This window comes from Hominimerdicola alba (genome assembly GCF_900109655.1).
GTDB lineage: Bacteria > Bacillota > Clostridia > Oscillospirales > Ruminococcaceae > Hominimerdicola > Hominimerdicola alba_B.
Window position 1 is genome coordinate 271811 of sequence record NZ_FOAT01000001.1, and the last position, 15767, is coordinate 287577.

Genomic DNA, 15767 nt, shown 5'->3' on the forward strand with positions numbered 1-15767 from the left:
ATCCTCCGTTCATTCAAAACTAACTGTATACTTATGCAAAAGAAATTCGGGGTGATACGATAGCTTTGAGCGCCTGAGACCCTCGATGCCCATATCCTCTTCCCTGTTTATATATTTTAGCTGAGAGGCGTATTTTTTCGCGAACTGATTGCAGAGCATTGGGTACGCGCCGTTTATATCGCCTCTCGCCTTTTCGATATGCACAACAAATGTATTGCTGTTGAGCTGTTCACCGATGGTAAATCCCACCATCTCACCGTTTGCGCGGAGTATCCCGCCTTTAAGACCGAGATAATCCATGTTCATCAGAAAGCGGTGAATGGCGTACTGCTCTATAGCCGCCGAGCCGTCATTATCACCTACAGAATTATAGATATCTGCGGCAAATCGGAAACAATCCTCGATATCACAGGGTCTTATCTCATCGAAAGACCAGTCATTCTCCATGAACCTGTTGATGTGGTTCCTCTTTCCATGATATTTCTTGCCTTCAAGGGTTATGAGTTTTTCGGAAAGGTAAATATAATCGGAGCTTCCGCGATCAGTGGAAAAGCTTATCCTGTCGCCGCAGACTTCTTTGAGCCATTCAAGATCATTTTCGGTGACGGAGCAGACTCTGAACACATCGCCATTATCCGTTATATATTTTTCCAACTCTTTAAGGAGAGACAAGGTCCTTTCCCTGCCTTGATCGCCATCCGCTGCACAGGCAGGTAATGACAAAACGGGCTCTCCGTCGCTGAAATTCATCAGTATATAAAAGTCACCGTGAAGACATATCAGCGAATCGCTCAGCCTGTGCCACGCGAAATTATTCGCGAAGCTGTACTCACAGCCCATGCGGTCAGATACTGCAAGCCTTGCATTTATCTCATCGCGATCGGTGAGTTCAATTTTTCTGAAATCAAACATTTATTATTCAATTATCCCCGTGAGCTTTTCAAATATCGTATCGATGCTCAGCGGTTCATCGCCGCAGCCGCATTCAACGATATCCCAGCCCTGTTTTTCGGCGGTAAAGAGCGCTGCCTTGCGGCACATACGCAGAAAACCGATGTTCTTTTCGTGGATATCTTTTTTACTCTCATCTCCACCGTATCTTGCAGAAAGGAGTTTCTGGGAAATATCGATGGGCATATCGAGGAAAATTACCTTATCGGGCTTTGGCAGACCCAGTTTGCCGTACTCGTAATCCTCCAGCCACGCCAGATAGTTTTCCCATTCTTCCTCGGGAAGCTTGGTCATCTGGTAGATGCAGTTGGATGTCACGTACCTTGCCGCAAGGATAAGACAGCCGTCATTATAATCGGCTTCCCAGTATTTTTTGTAGCTTACGTATCTGTCAGCCGCATAGAAGCTTGAAGCGGCGTAGGCGTTGACTGCCTCGGCACTTCCCGCGATATCACCACGCAGATACATCTGCACAAGGGTCGATGACGGATCATCATAATCTGGGAAACTTATTGCTTTCAGCTTAACACCCTTGTCTTTAAGATACTCCGCAAGCTTTTCAAACTGTGTGGACTTTCCGCTGCCGTCAAGACCTTCGAGAACTATCAGTTTATATTTCATAATCAAAGCACCTTATATTTATCACGAACTTCTGCAAACTTTCCACAGGTCATCTTGCCCTCGGGACATTTGCCCTCTTTGACGCAGGAAGGTCCAGCATTTTTGAATACGTTGGGGGCTACCTCGCGGCAGAGCCTAAGCATTTCATCAGCAACAGCCTTAATCTCCCACTGTGCGCGATTACAGCAGCGGTGTTCAAAGAAATTGAACAGGCTTCTGACGTTCATGGTAACGACTATCTTGGTCTCGCAGGCATTGGGAAGAACGAATCTTGCGTCCTCGTTAGCCTTTTTGCGGGCGTTGCGAGCAGCGGTCTTTTCGTCCTGACCCTGAGCTATGAAATCCGCTGTATGTTTTTCGGTAAGCATTTCAGCTATCTTGTGATAGCTTTCAACCAGTACTTCCATAGTGCGGTCGAATTCAGCCTTAGCTTCGGGTACAGCTTCTATCTCGGGAGGAGTTATAAAATCAAAACCGTCCTCGTTGACATAGCGCTGGCTTTTCTGGGAATAAGAAGCTATCCTGTGTCTCACCAGCTGATGGGAACAGGCACGGGAGATGCCTTCGATACCGAAAGTAAAACTTACGTGCTCCATAACGCTCTCATGACCGATGGAAGCCAGCATATTAACGAACTCAGCTGTTTTCTCCTCGGTAAGACCGTCTTTAAGAGAACCGATGTCGCTGCTCGAATAGCAGAGCTTTGCAGCTGTGGCGATTATCTTTTCGGGTTCCGGTGTATGAGCGATAAGCATTACTTTCATGGAACATCTTCCTTTCATCTCATAGATATATTTATTATACCATCAAATCGAAGTCAAGTCAACGATAAATCCGTAAATTTAACAAAATGACCACGAAAAAAGGCAGATAAACTCTGCCTTTGAATAAAATATCATAAATTTATGCCAATTACAGCCATTATTTCACAGCCGACAGCAGTTCATCTGCATTTTCAAGCATAAGCTCGGTGATATTATCGCCGCCCATAATCCTTGCTATCTCGTACTTTCTTTCCTCGCGTGCGAGAGTTCTCACGGCTGTGACTGTCCTGTCGCCAACGATGTTTTTCTCGATAAGCAGATGATTGTCTGCCATGACAGCTATCTGAGCGAGGTGAGTAACGCAGAGGACCTGTCTGTGGCTTGATATCTCGCGGAGTTTCAAGCCTATCTTCTGGGCGGCTCTACCGCTGACACCTGTATCTATCTCGTCGAATATCAGAGTGTCGATTGAATCCTTTTCGGCGAGAACACTTTTTAGAGCCAGCATTATTCTCGAAAGCTCACCGCCCGATGCTATCTTCGCGATTGGACGGGGTTCTTCACCGATATTTGCGGATATCAGAAACTCGATATTATCCATTCCGTTCAGTGTCAGCTTGCCTGTCTCCTGACCAACCACCAGTTTAACGCTGGGCATATTCAGGAATTCAAGCTCCCCTGTTACCTGACTTACGAATCTTTCAGCGGCAACTCTGCGGAAATCCGAGAGGGTCTTTGCCTTGTGAGAGACCTCAGCCAGCAGACGGTCTTTTTCGGCTTCAAGTTCCTTGACGTTCTGCTCGGAACTTGTGAGGATATCAAGCTCTTCCTCACTTTTTTCAAGAGTGGATATTACATCACTGAGCTCGGGACCGTACTTTTTGCATATCTTCCGCAGGTCATCGGAACGCTGATTGAGCCAGTCGAAGCGCTTGGGATCAACATCAAGCTTATCTAGAACGGAAGCAAGCTCACCCGAAATATCATCGAGTTCGATGATGGCAGAATTGAGCCTTTCGCTGATAGGCGCAAGCTCTGCCATGATATCAGTGTAGCCGTCTATCTTATCGGAACACTCTGAGACCATTTCGGATATGCCCTCAGTCTCATCATCACCCGAAAGCATCATCTGTGCGGCGTATACAGCCTCGGATATAGCAACCGCATTCTTTGAAACTTCAAGCTCGGCGGCTATCTGCTTTTCTTCATCGGGGTCGGTGATATCAAGGGCGCGGATATCGGCTATGATATCTTCCAGTTCGGCTATGCGCATTTCCTTTCTGCCAGCCTTTTTGCGAAGATCGTTTATCTTTTTTGCGACGTGCTGAAGTTCACGGAAAGACTTTCGGTAATCACTGATAAGTTCTTCCGAACCCGCATAACCGTCAAGTATATCGATATGCTTTTCAGGGGACATGAGTATCTGGTTATCGTGCTGACCGTGGATATTAACCAGCAGATCGCCGATATCACGCAGAAGGGACACATTCACCGCGCGCTGATTCACCCTTGCGATACTTCCGCCGTCAGAGCGTATCTCACGGGTCAGGGAGATCTGACCGTCCTCGCAGTCAACGCCCATTTCTTCAAGCTGTTTAAGAACAGTAGCGCCGATATCGGTGAAAAGTCCGGAAATAACAGCCTTATCAGCCCCAGTGCGGACTATATCCTTAGTCACACGCTGACCGAGTATAGCATTTATGCCGTTTATCAGTATTGATTTACCAGCACCGGTTTCGCCCGTGAAAGCGTTGAAGCTTTCGGTAAAGCCTATGGATGCTTTTTCTATAACCGCAAGATTTTCGATATAAAGCTCTCTTAACATTTATTTTTCGTCCTTGCTGTACAAAATGGTATTGAGCTCACGCACCAGTCTTTCCGCATCTTTCTGGGTTCTCATAAGCATAAAGATGGTGTCATCGCCCGCAATAGTGCCCACGGAATTCTCGATATCGGTGGAATCGAGCTTTGCGCAGACAGCCTGCGCCATACCCACATGGCACTTGATTACAACCGTGTTCATAGCGTGATCTACACAGATAACGGAGCTGTGGAGAAGTCGGAGAGTATCGCTGCTGCCGCGGTCAAGACCCTCTTTGCTGAGGCGTGGAACCGCATATCTGCTCACTCCCAGTTCACTGCTGACTTTTATCAGCGAAAGCTCCTTGATATCCCTTGAAAGCGTTGCCTGTGTGACGGTCATGCCGTTCTCTTCCAGAGCCGCTCTCAGGCTTTCCTGAGTATCGATAACTCTTTCCTGAACAAGTTTGAGAATAAGTTCATGACGATCGGTCTTCATAAATCATCCCTCCGTACCCTTTAGAGGTCTCATAAGCTTGGTGTTTACCGACGAGAAGAAGCTTCCTCCGCAGATATCGATGATATCAAGGCTTTCCTTTGCGCGGCGGATATTTATCTCGTCACCGTCGGACAATCTGTAAACGATATTACCGTCAACATTGAGATGAACGTGGGCGTTGTCTGCCGTATGGCACTTGACTTTTATCTCGCTCGATGCCGAAAATATCATTGACCTGGCAAACAGCGTATGGGGGCAAATCTGCGTGAATTCGATACATTCCATCTCGGGTTCGATTATCGCTCCCCCGGCGGACAGCGAGTAGGCTGTAGCACCTGTAGCTGTGGAGAAGATCACACCGTTGGCGCGGATAAGCGAAACTATCTGACCGTCCTTAACGACCTCAAAATCAGATATCTTGCAGTCGTCCGACCTTGAAACAACAACATCGTTAAGGGCGGAATAAGTTCCCTCTTCGCCGCTTGCAGAAGCTTCCAGCATCATGCGGCGGCTTACTGTGTATTTGCCCTCGGTGAGGTTGCGGAGCAAATCAAGCTGAGAATGTTCCAGAGACGCCATAAAGCCCAGTCTGCCGCAGTTTATGCCGAGAATAGGTGTTCTCAGTCTTGAAGCTCTGCCTGCACATTTCAGGATAGTGCCGTCGCCGCCGATAGCGATGATGATATCGGCATTATCCATGCATTCCTCGGTACTGCCGAAAACCATGCCGTTAACATCGGCAAAAACGTCCTTATACCTTTCGCTGACCGAAAAGCCTATGCCGCAGCTGCGAAGAACGTTGCAGGCTTCCACCGTGTATTCGGCGCAGCGATTTTTACCCAGATTGGGATACAAAAAAACTTTCATATTACTCACCCACTAAAAAAGCGTTTTCAACGAGCTTTTTCAAATCGATAGATGCAGCGGCAGCCCGTCCGTCATTTATTAGATATGCCAGATATTCCCTATTGCCGTCCCCACCTGTTATGCCGGAAGGCACTATCCCCGCCACGGAAAGCCCACAGCTTGTGAAGAAAGCGGTCATATCCCGCAGCACGCGGAGATGGTCTTTTTTGTCCCTGACTATCCCTTTCTTATTCAGTGCTGCCTTTCCGGCTTCAAACTGGGGCTTAATAAGAACCACCATTTTTCCGCCGTTATCCAGACATGATACCAATGCGGGCATAACCTGTGTCAAGGATATAAAAGACAAATCAACGCTGATAAACTGCGGTGTTTCAGGAAAATCATCAAGTGTCAAGTATCTTGCGTTTACGCCTTCCATGTTTACCACACGCTCATCATTCAGCAATACAGGGTCAAGCTGACCGCTGCCAACGTCCACCGCATAGACGAGTTTTGCGCCGCGCCCCAGCATACACTGTGTAAATCCCCCTGTTGATGCGCCTATATCAGCGCAGACAAGATCAGTGATGTCAAGTTTAAATGATTGAAAGGCGGTTTCCAGCTTGATAAGACCTCTGCCCACATAGTCGAAACTGCTGTCATCTGCCTCGACTTTGTCGCCCTCAGCCACTTCAGCGGCTGGTTTGGTGCATACAGCGCCGTTAAGCTTTACACAGCCCGACTTTATCATGGTCTTGGCACGCTCCCTGCTTTTGGAAATGCCATTTTCTGTCAGGTAGACATCTAATCTCATCTTATATCCTCTCTTCGACTGTATGCGCTATCTTTTCAGCGGACAGACCCAGTTCATCAAGCAGTGTATCGGGGTCGCCGTGATGTACTAAGCCCTTGATGTTGAAGGTTTCCACATTACCGCACACAGCGGATAGCTTTTCGGAGATAGAACCGTCAGCATAGGCTTCCTCAAAGAAAAGCACCTTGTCGTAGCCCTTGACTATATCAGCTATATCATCCGCCAAGGGAAATACCTTGACAAGTTTCAGAGTATCGCATATGATACCTTTTTCTTTTTGAATATTTGCGGCTTTGCAGACGTTATTGTAAAGTCTGCCATAGCTTACAAGCAAAGTATTTCCGCCGTTTTTGCCGAGATAATGTGTTGTTCTGATAGTGTCAAGACCACAACTTGACACTTCTTTGCCTCTGGGGTAGCGTACAACTGCTATGCCCTTTTCTTCAAAAACTGCTTTTTTAAGGCAAAGCCTGAGTTCCTGATAGTCCGAGGGCGAATAGATGGTTACATTAGGCACAGCGGTCAGGAATGAGATATCAAATATACCCTGATGTGTCTCACCGTCACTTCCTACAATGCCCGCACGGTCAACACAGATAACTGCGTGAAGTCCGCCAATGGCAAGGTCGTGGATAAGCTGGTCATAGCTTCTCTGTAAAAATGTGGAATACACTGCAAAAACAGGTATCATGCCTGCGGCGGAAAGACCTCCGCAGAATGTTACCGCGTGTTCTTCGGCTATGCCAACATCAAAAAATCTGTTAGGAAAATTTTTGGCAAAATATTGCAGTCCCGTACCGTACTTCATAGCGGCTGTCACCGCGCAGATACGCTTATCAGCCCTTGCAAGCCTGCAAAGCTCCTTGCCCATAACGGTGGAAAAGCTGTCAGCGCTGACAACATCGGGATTGCCTGTGGATATCTCAAATGAACCCACACCGTGGAACTCACCGGGATTGGCTTCTGCGGGTGCATAGCCTTTTCCCTTGACAGTGTTCACATGGACGAAAACAGGCTTTTTCGATGCTTTTGCCGCGCGAAGTCCTGCTTCAAGTTCTTCAATATTGTGACCGTCGAGAGGTCCTATAAACTCGAATCCCAGTTCTTCAAACATGGTGCTGTGCAGAAGCATGGACTTGAAAGCGTTCTTCGATGATTTGACGACTTTCTTCACAGGCTGACCCACGACAGGAGTAGCGTCCAGCACCCTTTGAACTGCTGATTTTGTTCTTTTATATGAAGACTTTGTCCTCAGTGTGGAGAGATATTTCGCCATACTGCCCACGTTACGGGATATGGACATTTCGTTATAATTAAGGATAACGATGATATTCGTCTCGCTTTTGCCTGCGTTGTTAAGACCCTCAAAGCTAAGTCCACCCGACATAGCGCCGTCACCAAGTACTGCGATGGCATGATGTGGGTCGCCTTTGATCTTGTTGGCATAGGCTATACCAAGCGCCGCGGATATGGAATTTGAGCTGTGTCCGCTGATAAATGCGTCATGCTCTGATTCGTCGGGACGGCAAAAACCAGAGATACCGCCCTCTTTGCGCAGGGTAGAAAAACTGTCGCGCCTGCCTGTAAGTATCTTATGGGTATATGCCTGATGTCCCACGTCCCAGACTATCTTATCCTCAGGTGATTCAAAAACCCTGTGAAGAGCAACTGTCAGCTCCACCGTGCCGAGATTTGAGGCAAGGTGTCCGCCGTTTTTGGAAACTGTCTTTATCAGAAGTGCCCGTATCTGCCTGCAAAGCTCATCACACTGGTTGTATGACAGCCTTTTAAGATCTGCGGGCAGGTCAAGACTGAAAAGATCTGCTTTTTTATCTGCCATAATCTTTTAAACTCCCTTCGCCGAGATCATGAGCGTCTTTCAAGCAGCTCTTGTGTGAGCTCAAACATGAATTCGTTGTTTTCAAATTTCTTCAGGGCGCCAAGAGCTGTTACAGTCAGCTGTGCCGCTTTCTGTCTCGACCTTTGCAGACCCAGCAGAGATACATAGGTGTTCTTATGCTGTTCGCTGTCGCTGCCGATGGGCTTGCCCAGCTCTTCAAAAGTGCCGGTAACGTCAAGGATATCATCCACTATCTGGAAAGCCCTGCCCATAGCCTGAGCGTACTCGGCGGCAGCGGGGATATACTCCATTTTGCCTGAAATGATAACGCCCATTACGCAGGCAGCCTCGATAAGAGCCCCTGTTTTATAGGACTGCAGAGTGTTCAAGGTCTCAAGGTCGATCACTTCGTCCTCGGTCTGCAAGTCGATGACCTGACCGCCTATCATGCCGTTGGTACCGATGGCTTTGGAAAGCACTGAGATCAGCATTACAGCTGTTTCAGCGGATATAGTCCCCTCCATCGCACAGTCGGTGATAACCTCGAAAGCTAAAGTATTCAGCGCGTCACCTGCCAGCAGTGCTATATCCTCAGAAAAAGCCTTATGGCATGAGGGTTTGCCCCTGCGGAAGTCGTCATTGTCCATGCAAGGCAGGTCATCGTGGATAAGGGAATAGGTGTGTATAAGCTCAACAGCACAGGCAAGCTTCACCATTTTGTCTATATCATCACCGCCGCACATACGGTAGAATTCAAGTATCAGGATAGGTCTAAGCCTTTTGCCCCCAGCACTCAGTGAATACTCCATTGCTTCAAGAACTGCGCTTTGGAGCTCGGGCTTATTTTCGGTGAATTTCAACAGCTCTTCATTTATTTTTTCGGCATATGCCTGTAACAGCTGTTCATGTCTATCAGTCATCAGTATTTTCTCCGTTCATAGTTTTTACTGTGAGTTTGGCGTTCTCCAGAGCCTTTTTGCTGTCCGCCGTCAGACCCACGCCCTCTTTGTAAAGTTCAAGTGCTTTATCCAGAGGGAGTTTATCGCTTTCAAGCTGAGCCACGATCTCCTCAAGCCTTTGCAGATTTTCTTCAAATGTCATTTATATCAGCCTTTCGGTCATTTATCTTTGTCGTAACAGCCGCAACGGTGCCGTCAGCGAAGCGTATGCTTATCTCCATGCCCTCTTTGATATCCTTCACCGAGGTAAGGGCTGTGCCGCCGCTTTCAACCAGAGCATAACCCCTGCCCAGCACGTTGAATGGGCTGAGTGTCCTCAGCTGTGCCGCCGCCCTGTCAAGGTTCAGCTCGCAGACTTTCAGCTTGTTTTCCATCAGCATACGAAGTCTGTTTTCGGCTTCTTCAAGGCGCTTTTCGGATTCTTTCAGCCGACGTTTCGGCGACGAAGCCCTGAGCCTTGTATCCAGCTTTTCAATTTCTATCATCCTGCCCCTCAGATACATCCCAAAAGCAGAATCAAGCCGTGCTTTCATCACATTTGCCGCGGCATACATATCAACGATATCGGGAGTTGCAAGCTCAGCTGCCGCCGAGGGCGTAGGTGCCCGCATATCTGCGGCATAGTCGGCAAGGGTGGTATCCGTCTCGTGGCCAACAGCTGATATAACAGGTGTAGAACAATCCGCCACCGCCATTACAACAATCTCTGAATTGAAAGCATCAAGGTCTTCGGAAGAACCGCCGCCCCTTGATAGTATTATTGTATCCGCGCCGCTTTTATCAGCAGACCTTAAAGCCGCCGCAACCGACGCGGGTGCTGTATCTCCCTGCACCGTAGCGGGATAAACTTCCACCGTGCAGACAGGGTAACGTCTGCCTACAATATTAAGGATATCCTGCAAGGCGGCACCGTCCGCCGATGTCACCACAGCGATCTTTTTCGGCACCATGGGTATGGCTTTTTTTTTCGACTGATCAAAAACACCCAGCTTTTTCAGCTTGTCTTTGAGCAGTTCGTTCTTTGCAAAAGCTATGCCCGTACTGCCGAGAACAGCTATCTCGGTGGCTATTATCTGACATGAACCCTCACGCTCATACACTTCAACATCGCCCATAACAAGGACGCTCATGCCGTTCTCAGGCAGGGCTTTCAGCTTTTTCACCCGCCCCGAAAACATGATGCATTTTATGGAGCTCGCTTCATCCTTGATGGTAAAAAAAGCGTGACCCGTCCTGAAATGTATGCTGAAATTCGATATCTCGCCCTTGACCGCCGCACCTTTGAATTTAAGCTCCTGCTTTATCTTGAATGCCAGCAGTTTATTCAGCTGACTGACTGTCAGAACACTCATGGCTCATTTCCTTTCATGGCGGCATAGATCGCTATGCCAACTGCGTTATCCCCCGAAAAATCGGGCGCAGCAAAATATGCGTCAAACTGCTTTGAAAGCTTATCAGCGATAAGCTTGTCCGCCATGACGCCACCCGCATAGATAACAGGCATATCGCCGTATTTTTCAAGACCTGCCTTTGTCATCGCCGATATTGTCTCAAAGATATAGTCCAGACAGAACTTGGCAGTATCCTCGGGAGATCCGCCTTTTTCAAGCATCTGCACGCACTTGTTCTCTACTCCCGATAGCGAGCAGTCAAGCCCTTTTACCGAGGGTCTTATCCTGAATTCCCGATTACTTTTGTGGGCGAGCTCTTCAAGTTCCTCACCGCAGGGAAAATTCAGCCCCAGCCTTACACCCAGCCTGTCGATACACTGACCGGCTTTAAGGTCATCGGAATGACCTGCCTCAGTCAAAGAAACGACCTTTTCCTTGTCCCCTCTGCACAGCAACATATCCGTAGTACCGCCGCTGACATGGAACGCAAGAAAAGGTTCGCCGTTATCAAGAAGACTAAGCTTTTTGCAGGAATAAAGCGCCGCCAGCACATGACCTTTCTGGTGAGAGGTACGCACAGGCTCAATACCTGCGGCGGCAGAAACTGCTCTGCACACGTTTTCACCCACAAGAAAACAGGGCATATATGAGCCCTCAACTTCTCTTGGGGCATAGGAATAGGCACAGCCCGAAAGCTGCGGCTTGTCCGAAAACAGTTCCTCCATTAACGCAGGAAGCTGTTTTGTATGATGGAACACCGCTTCAGACTGTCTTAACCCACGCTCGCCTTTTTTCACGGGAAGAAGCTGTCTGCAAGACTTTACTTCCCCCGTAACGCTGTCATACAGCGCACAGCTCGTCCTGTAATTACTGGTGTCTATACCTAAGTATATTCCCATCAGTCCTCGTCCTTTTTGATATCCTTTGCAAATGAACCCAGGAGACCGTTAACGAAAGCGATATCAGGTTCGAGAGCGTATTTCTCAGTAAGAGCCACAGCCTCGCTTATCGCTACGTTCACAGGTACTTTGTCATCATAAAGCGCTTCGTAGATAGCAAGTCTCAGCGCGGTAAGATCCACCTTGGGTATACGGCTGACAGCGCGCTTGTCTGAATACTTCGATATGATGGAATCAAGCTCCTCCTGGTTATCGAATATAGCACGCACAAGGGACTTCACCTCATCGTTCACGGGTATGAACTCGCCAAGTTCCTCGGCACTCTCAAATATCTTATCCAGATCATCGTCCAAAAACATTTTTTCAAAAGACAGCAGAAAAGCAGCCTGTCTTACTTCTCGTCTTCCTGCCACACAAACACTCCTAACAAAAATTATTCTGATACATTTCTACAGAGGTATCAGTCCTCACTGAAATGAACGCCGCAGATCGTTACGTTTACCTTGGCAACGGTGAGCCCCAGCATAGTCTGCACAGCGCTCTTGACCTGCTCCTGTATCATCTCGGCAGCGGTTATCGCATTGGTTCCGTTGTTGAGAATGACACCTATGGAAACGGAAAGAACATCGTCAACGAGCCCTATCCTGATATTTCCCACACTCTCCTGTCTGAGCCAGATCTGCCTGGGGGTCTTCATAACGGGTGCTACACCGTATACTCCCTCCACCTCTGTCATGGAGTTGGTGATTATCTGTGCGATAACGTCCTGATTTATATGGAGACTTTTCTCGACTTTGTTGGTGTTTTCTGACATAATGATACCTCCCGTAAAATATTCAGCGGGACATCAGCCCCGTTATTTGTATACTTGAAAGTATTATAACATATTTTTCTGCAAAAGTAAAGACACTGCGCGCATTTTTTCGTATAACTGATGTTACCAAATTATACGGTCGTATAATTTGGTAAACCGCCGCATAATAATCGAGCCGTATTTATACGATAATGTACGCACGAAACCGCCCGCACCCCAAAAGCTACGTCGGGATACGAGCGGATATTTCATTTGTTTTATGCCACATCGAAAATGCGAATATTCTCGGTGGGTACGGACACTTCGCTGAGCAGTATATCCTTGATCTGAGCGGCTTCGCTGGCTATAAGACCCTCAGGACCTGCCTTGACCACGATGTTTGCGTTATCTCCGTCAAGGTAGCATACGCATTCTGTAAACCCTGCCGCCTTTACAAGTGATTCTATCTTGCTTTCGGATTCCATAAGACCTGTCATGGCGGCAGCTTCTTCGGCAGCTACCTCTTTTTCTTCTTCTGTGGCATCACCGCCGTTGATTATTGTCTTGAGTGTCTCCTTGGCTTCGTCACGGGCGTTCATACGTTCTATACGTGCCTGTGCGAAATAATCCGTTGAGTTCTTATCAAGACTGACAAGCTCTGCTTCACCATAATCTGCACTGTGCTTTTCTATCTTATCGGTTGTCTTTATCTCGCCGCCCGATGAAGTAACTGCGTAATTCGCATAAACGGCTATGCCCAGCATAAGGGTCATTCCCGCCAGGACTATCTGCTTTTTGCCTATAACAAAACTTGGCTTTTTCATTGCTATGTACCTCTTTTCCGTTTATCTGCATTTAGCTTCAACACAAACCCTTGTAGATGAGATGTTCAGGGCGGTCGAAACTGCTTTTTGCACACGTTCATTGATGCTTATGTTCCCTCCTCCTTCACATACGATGACAACTCCGCCTATCTGCGGGTCTATGACCTTTCTTATCAGAGGCTGTCTTGTCCCGCCGTTTTCGGTGATGACGATATCCTCGTCTAGTTTTTCGCTTCGGCGGTCGGTGTTATCCTCGGTAAATCGGCTGATATTTTCTGCATAGACATACTCGGTGCTGCTTTCAAGGGATATCATGACCTCACACTCCCCTACACCCTCAATCTGTTCGAGAAGTTCTTTGAGTTCGTTCTCCGTACGCTTTCTGAAATTGTTGCTATCAGATGTTTTTGTCTGCGCTACACCTTTTTCCGGCTTATCCTTATTATCGGGTATAAACTCGGAAAGCATTATCATCAGCATCCCCGCCGCCCCCAGGACAACTGCTATCTTCAGCCTGTTAGGGCTGTTTCTCAGTCTATCCGCCAACTGTTGAATCAGCTTTTTCATCTTCTGCCTTCCCTATTATTATCTCAGACTCACCAATCTCTGCCGATATAAGACGTCTGACTTCATCTGCTTTGGTTTCATCAGTCAGAATGACTTCCACCGCGGTTATCTCGATTTCGTTATCCTCTGTGAGAACCAGCTTTGTACTGACTTTTGCTTCGCTGATATCATTCTTATTCAGCAGGTCGGTGAAATATTCATCGCACCGTGACTTCGCTTCATCTAGAAATATCCCGGTAACATCGGCTTGGGTGTGAGATTTTTCAAGCTCTATCTCAGAAGAGATATCCACTTCTTTCAGAGAAAGCTTGAATCCCGACGAAGCGAATGGCGAGATCACAGCAAGTAAAGTCATCAGCCCCAAAAGTGACATTAGATGCTTTTTCATTCCACCCGACGGCGCCAGCATATCGGTGATCGCGGTTATTATGCCCATAAAGCAAGCGATTGTTATGGCGCTTTTGATATCATTCATATACTCACCCCATTGTCATAAATGACATCACCGCAGCTGTAGCTATGATAAATGCCGATGTGATGGCGATGAGGATACTTTCTCCCACAGCCATCACGTTATCCATAGTTTTCAGGAGTTCGACTGTGGGTTTCAGACCCAGAAACTCATTGGCTATCCTGCCTGCCCAAAGGGTAAGCCGCATTGACAGTAGAATCAGAAATGGTCTGAGGGCTATTAGAAATACCGCTATCATTCCAAATCCTCCCACCGCAGCCCTGATGACACCAACTCCGCTTTTGACTGCAAGAAAAGCGTCCGAGACGGAACTGCCAATGACAGGTATGAAGCTTGAAGCTGTAAAGCGTATGGTCTTGGCGGCTACGGAATCTGCCGCAGAACAGGTAACTCCCTGTATGGTGAGAAGTCCCACAAACACAAGCATAAGCGCCGCAAGAAGCCATGTAGTCAGCCTACGGATAGCTTCTTCCGCACCCGAAAGTTTCACATGGGTGTTCAAGGCCGAGACAACTGCTAGTGCCATAAACGTGCTCAAAAATGGTAGCAGCACTCCAGATGCCACAAGCTCTGCGGCTTCGCACAAAAGCACAGTCGATGAACTGTATGCGCCCGCAGCCATTGGACTGCCGCTTGATGCAGACACAGCCGAAAACACCGGTATGTAAGTCAGCATGAACCTGTTTATGCAGGATATGGAATCCTGCAAAGCAGAAAAACTTGACGATAAAGTATCAGCCATGACTGTTATCACAGCTATGACGGATACGCTGCCGTAAGTTGAACTTAATTCTCGGTTTTCCGGAGTCAGAAATGTCACGGCAGAATAAAGCAGGGACACCGCAAGTATCCTGCCAAGCATCACTGCGGGAGTACATAGCACTTCGCGAAAACGCCCCCACAGCCAGCCGAAGAATCCTCGCATATCAAGCTTTGCATAATCTGAGGGAGTTACCCCAAGCTCGTCCATATCCTGGGCTATGTCTTCATCGATGGCGCGGCTGAGTTCGGAGTCTATCTGATCTTTCAGGCGGTCTAGTCCGTTTTCGGCAGAAGATGCACTTGCTTTAACGCACAATATGAACATCACTGCTATAACAAAAACAGCTGTTATTATCCTTTTCATTTAATGACCTCACATCAGCAAAGTTTTAACTATCCCTATCAGGGTCTCCAGCATTGGCAGGGCGACAAGCAGAAGTGCTGTCTTGCCTGCAAGAACTGTCTGTTCAGCTAGAGTTGATTCTCCGCTGTCACGGCAGATGCCCGATGCAAAGCTTGTTATATAGCATATACCAAGACCTTTCAGCAGTATGCGCATATACTCAGGGTCTGAGCCACCCTGTGCGAAAAAAAGCGACCGCATCTGGGCTATAATACCGCTCATGGAAGCCGCCGCTTTCATAAATATCACAGCAGATGCGGCAAGGGTCAGTACAATGGCGATACTGCGGTCATTATTGACAGTCTTGCAAATCACAGCCGATACCACAGCGAAGGCGCATATTATAACAATATTCATCAGCTCAGTCCGAAGATCCTCTTTATCGTATCGAACAACTCACCTATCTTGCTGACAACCATCATCAGCACCACAACAAGCCCCGCGAGAGTGGTCATCATCGCCTGTTCGTCACGCTCGGCACGTTTGAGAAGCTGATTCAGCACCGCCACGATAATGCCCACGGCGGCTATTTTGAATATGAGATCAATTTCCATTATCTTCA

Annotated in this window: 20 protein-coding genes; all 20 read right to left on the bottom strand. The window is 47.7% G+C overall.

Annotation, left to right across the window (positions count from 1 at the left end; all coding sequences use genetic code 11):
• Window positions 1–9: 9 nt before the first annotated feature.
• Complete coding sequence (locus BMY75_RS01310) at window positions 10–912, bottom strand: DUF2156 domain-containing protein (protein WP_074828545.1); 903 nt, start codon at window positions 910–912, stop codon at window positions 10–12.
• A 3-nt stretch (window positions 913–915) separates the two neighbouring features.
• Window positions 916–1572, bottom strand: a complete 657-nt coding sequence (locus BMY75_RS01315) for a dTMP kinase (protein ID WP_074828549.1) — start codon at window positions 1570–1572, stop codon at window positions 916–918.
• A 2-nt stretch (window positions 1573–1574) separates the two neighbouring features.
• A complete protein-coding gene (thyX, locus tag BMY75_RS01320) occupies window positions 1575–2336 on the bottom strand; it encodes an FAD-dependent thymidylate synthase (RefSeq protein WP_074828552.1) in 762 nt (253 codons plus the stop codon).
• A 157-nt stretch (window positions 2337–2493) separates the two neighbouring features.
• The gene (gene recN / locus BMY75_RS01325) at window positions 2494–4161 is read right to left on the bottom strand and encodes a DNA repair protein RecN (RefSeq protein ID WP_074828555.1); all 1668 of its coding nucleotides are present in this window, start codon (window positions 4159–4161) and stop codon (window positions 2494–2496) included.
• Window positions 4162–4635: an arginine repressor gene (locus BMY75_RS01330; protein WP_074828558.1), complete on the bottom strand. Its 474-nt coding sequence runs from the start codon at window positions 4633–4635 to the stop codon at window positions 4162–4164.
• Window positions 4636–4638: 3 nt separating this feature from the next.
• The gene (locus BMY75_RS01335) at window positions 4639–5502 is read right to left on the bottom strand and encodes an NAD(+)/NADH kinase (protein WP_074828560.1); all 864 of its coding nucleotides are present in this window, start codon (window positions 5500–5502) and stop codon (window positions 4639–4641) included.
• A 1-nt stretch (window position 5503) separates the two neighbouring features.
• Entirely contained in the window at window positions 5504–6295 is a 792-nt protein-coding gene (locus BMY75_RS01340) for a TlyA family RNA methyltransferase (RefSeq protein ID WP_074828563.1), read from the bottom strand.
• 1 nt (window position 6296) lies between these two features.
• The gene (gene dxs / locus BMY75_RS01345) at window positions 6297–8135 is read right to left on the bottom strand and encodes a 1-deoxy-D-xylulose-5-phosphate synthase (protein WP_074828565.1); all 1839 of its coding nucleotides are present in this window, start codon (window positions 8133–8135) and stop codon (window positions 6297–6299) included.
• Between the two features lie 26 nt (window positions 8136–8161).
• Window positions 8162–9055, bottom strand: coding sequence for a polyprenyl synthetase family protein (locus BMY75_RS01350; RefSeq protein ID WP_074828569.1), 894 nt, complete (start codon window positions 9053–9055; stop codon window positions 8162–8164).
• The gene (xseB, locus tag BMY75_RS01355; protein ID WP_074828573.1) at window positions 9048–9236 is read right to left on the bottom strand and encodes an exodeoxyribonuclease VII small subunit; all 189 of its coding nucleotides are present in this window, start codon (window positions 9234–9236) and stop codon (window positions 9048–9050) included. Before xseB ends, BMY75_RS01350 begins: the two co-directional genes overlap by 8 nt.
• On the bottom strand, window positions 9226–10446 hold the full coding sequence (gene xseA / locus BMY75_RS01360; protein ID WP_074828578.1) for an exodeoxyribonuclease VII large subunit: 1221 nt from the start codon (window positions 10444–10446) through the stop codon (window positions 9226–9228). The genes xseB and xseA overlap by 11 nt, the downstream gene beginning before the upstream one ends.
• Window positions 10443–11384: a tRNA (adenosine(37)-N6)-threonylcarbamoyltransferase complex transferase subunit TsaD gene (locus BMY75_RS01365; RefSeq protein WP_074828581.1), complete on the bottom strand. Its 942-nt coding sequence runs from the start codon at window positions 11382–11384 to the stop codon at window positions 10443–10445. The genes xseA and BMY75_RS01365 overlap by 4 nt, the downstream gene beginning before the upstream one ends.
• Window positions 11384–11797, bottom strand: coding sequence for a transcription antitermination factor NusB (nusB, locus tag BMY75_RS01370; protein ID WP_074828585.1), 414 nt, complete (start codon window positions 11795–11797; stop codon window positions 11384–11386). Before nusB ends, BMY75_RS01365 begins: the two co-directional genes overlap by 1 nt.
• Before the next feature lie 47 nt (window positions 11798–11844).
• A complete protein-coding gene (locus BMY75_RS01375; RefSeq protein ID WP_074828589.1) occupies window positions 11845–12198 on the bottom strand; it encodes an Asp23/Gls24 family envelope stress response protein in 354 nt (117 codons plus the stop codon).
• Between the two features lie 257 nt (window positions 12199–12455).
• Window positions 12456–13001 carry a SpoIIIAH-like family protein gene (locus tag BMY75_RS01380; RefSeq protein WP_074828591.1) on the bottom strand — a complete coding sequence of 182 codons (546 nt, stop codon included), beginning with the start codon at window positions 12999–13001 and terminating at the stop codon, window positions 12456–12458.
• Window positions 13002–13022: 21 nt separating this feature from the next.
• A complete protein-coding gene (locus BMY75_RS01385) occupies window positions 13023–13568 on the bottom strand; it encodes a stage III sporulation protein AG (RefSeq protein WP_074828594.1) in 546 nt (181 codons plus the stop codon).
• Entirely contained in the window at window positions 13537–14043 is a 507-nt protein-coding gene (locus tag BMY75_RS01390; protein WP_074828597.1) for a stage III sporulation protein AF, read from the bottom strand. Before BMY75_RS01390 ends, BMY75_RS01385 begins: the two co-directional genes overlap by 32 nt.
• Before the next feature lie 4 nt (window positions 14044–14047).
• On the bottom strand, window positions 14048–15166 hold the full coding sequence (locus BMY75_RS01395; protein ID WP_074828602.1) for a stage III sporulation protein AE: 1119 nt from the start codon (window positions 15164–15166) through the stop codon (window positions 14048–14050).
• A 9-nt stretch (window positions 15167–15175) separates the two neighbouring features.
• Window positions 15176–15562 (bottom strand): SpoIIIAC/SpoIIIAD family protein, encoded by a 387-nt coding sequence (locus tag BMY75_RS01400; RefSeq protein ID WP_074828605.1) that lies wholly within the window; start codon window positions 15560–15562, stop codon window positions 15176–15178.
• Window positions 15562–15759, bottom strand: coding sequence for a stage III sporulation protein AC (spoIIIAC, locus tag BMY75_RS01405; protein WP_074828607.1), 198 nt, complete (start codon window positions 15757–15759; stop codon window positions 15562–15564). Before spoIIIAC ends, BMY75_RS01400 begins: the two co-directional genes overlap by 1 nt.
• Between the last annotated feature and the right edge of the window lie 8 nt (window positions 15760–15767).

Coding starts and splice junctions, on each gene's coding strand:
- BMY75_RS01310 (WP_074828545.1), bottom strand. CDS start 912: ATGTTTGATTTCAGAAAAATTGAACTCACCGATCGCGATGAGATAAAT.
- BMY75_RS01315 (WP_074828549.1), bottom strand. CDS start 1,572: ATGAAATATAAACTGATAGTTCTCGAAGGTCTTGACGGCAGCGGAAAG.
- thyX (WP_074828552.1), bottom strand. CDS start 2,336: ATGAAAGTAATGCTTATCGCTCATACACCGGAACCCGAAAAGATAATC.
- recN (WP_074828555.1), bottom strand. CDS start 4,161: ATGTTAAGAGAGCTTTATATCGAAAATCTTGCGGTTATAGAAAAAGCA.
- BMY75_RS01330 (WP_074828558.1), bottom strand. CDS start 4,635: ATGAAGACCGATCGTCATGAACTTATTCTCAAACTTGTTCAGGAAAGA.
- BMY75_RS01335 (WP_074828560.1), bottom strand. CDS start 5,502: ATGAAAGTTTTTTTGTATCCCAATCTGGGTAAAAATCGCTGCGCCGAA.
- BMY75_RS01340 (WP_074828563.1), bottom strand. CDS start 6,295: ATGAGATTAGATGTCTACCTGACAGAAAATGGCATTTCCAAAAGCAGG.
- dxs (WP_074828565.1), bottom strand. CDS start 8,135: ATGGCAGATAAAAAAGCAGATCTTTTCAGTCTTGACCTGCCCGCAGAT.
- BMY75_RS01350 (WP_074828569.1), bottom strand. CDS start 9,055: ATGACTGATAGACATGAACAGCTGTTACAGGCATATGCCGAAAAAATA.
- xseB (WP_074828573.1), bottom strand. CDS start 9,236: ATGACATTTGAAGAAAATCTGCAAAGGCTTGAGGAGATCGTGGCTCAG.
- xseA (WP_074828578.1), bottom strand. CDS start 10,446: ATGAGTGTTCTGACAGTCAGTCAGCTGAATAAACTGCTGGCATTCAAG.
- BMY75_RS01365 (WP_074828581.1), bottom strand. CDS start 11,384: ATGGGAATATACTTAGGTATAGACACCAGTAATTACAGGACGAGCTGT.
- BMY75_RS01375 (WP_074828589.1), bottom strand. CDS start 12,198: ATGTCAGAAAACACCAACAAAGTCGAGAAAAGTCTCCATATAAATCAG.
- BMY75_RS01380 (WP_074828591.1), bottom strand. CDS start 13,001: ATGAAAAAGCCAAGTTTTGTTATAGGCAAAAAGCAGATAGTCCTGGCG.
- BMY75_RS01385 (WP_074828594.1), bottom strand. CDS start 13,568: ATGAAAAAGCTGATTCAACAGTTGGCGGATAGACTGAGAAACAGCCCT.
- BMY75_RS01390 (WP_074828597.1), bottom strand. CDS start 14,043: ATGAATGATATCAAAAGCGCCATAACAATCGCTTGCTTTATGGGCATA.
- BMY75_RS01395 (WP_074828602.1), bottom strand. CDS start 15,166: ATGAAAAGGATAATAACAGCTGTTTTTGTTATAGCAGTGATGTTCATA.
- BMY75_RS01400 (WP_074828605.1), bottom strand. CDS start 15,562: ATGAATATTGTTATAATATGCGCCTTCGCTGTGGTATCGGCTGTGATT.
- spoIIIAC (WP_074828607.1), bottom strand. CDS start 15,759: ATGGAAATTGATCTCATATTCAAAATAGCCGCCGTGGGCATTATCGTG.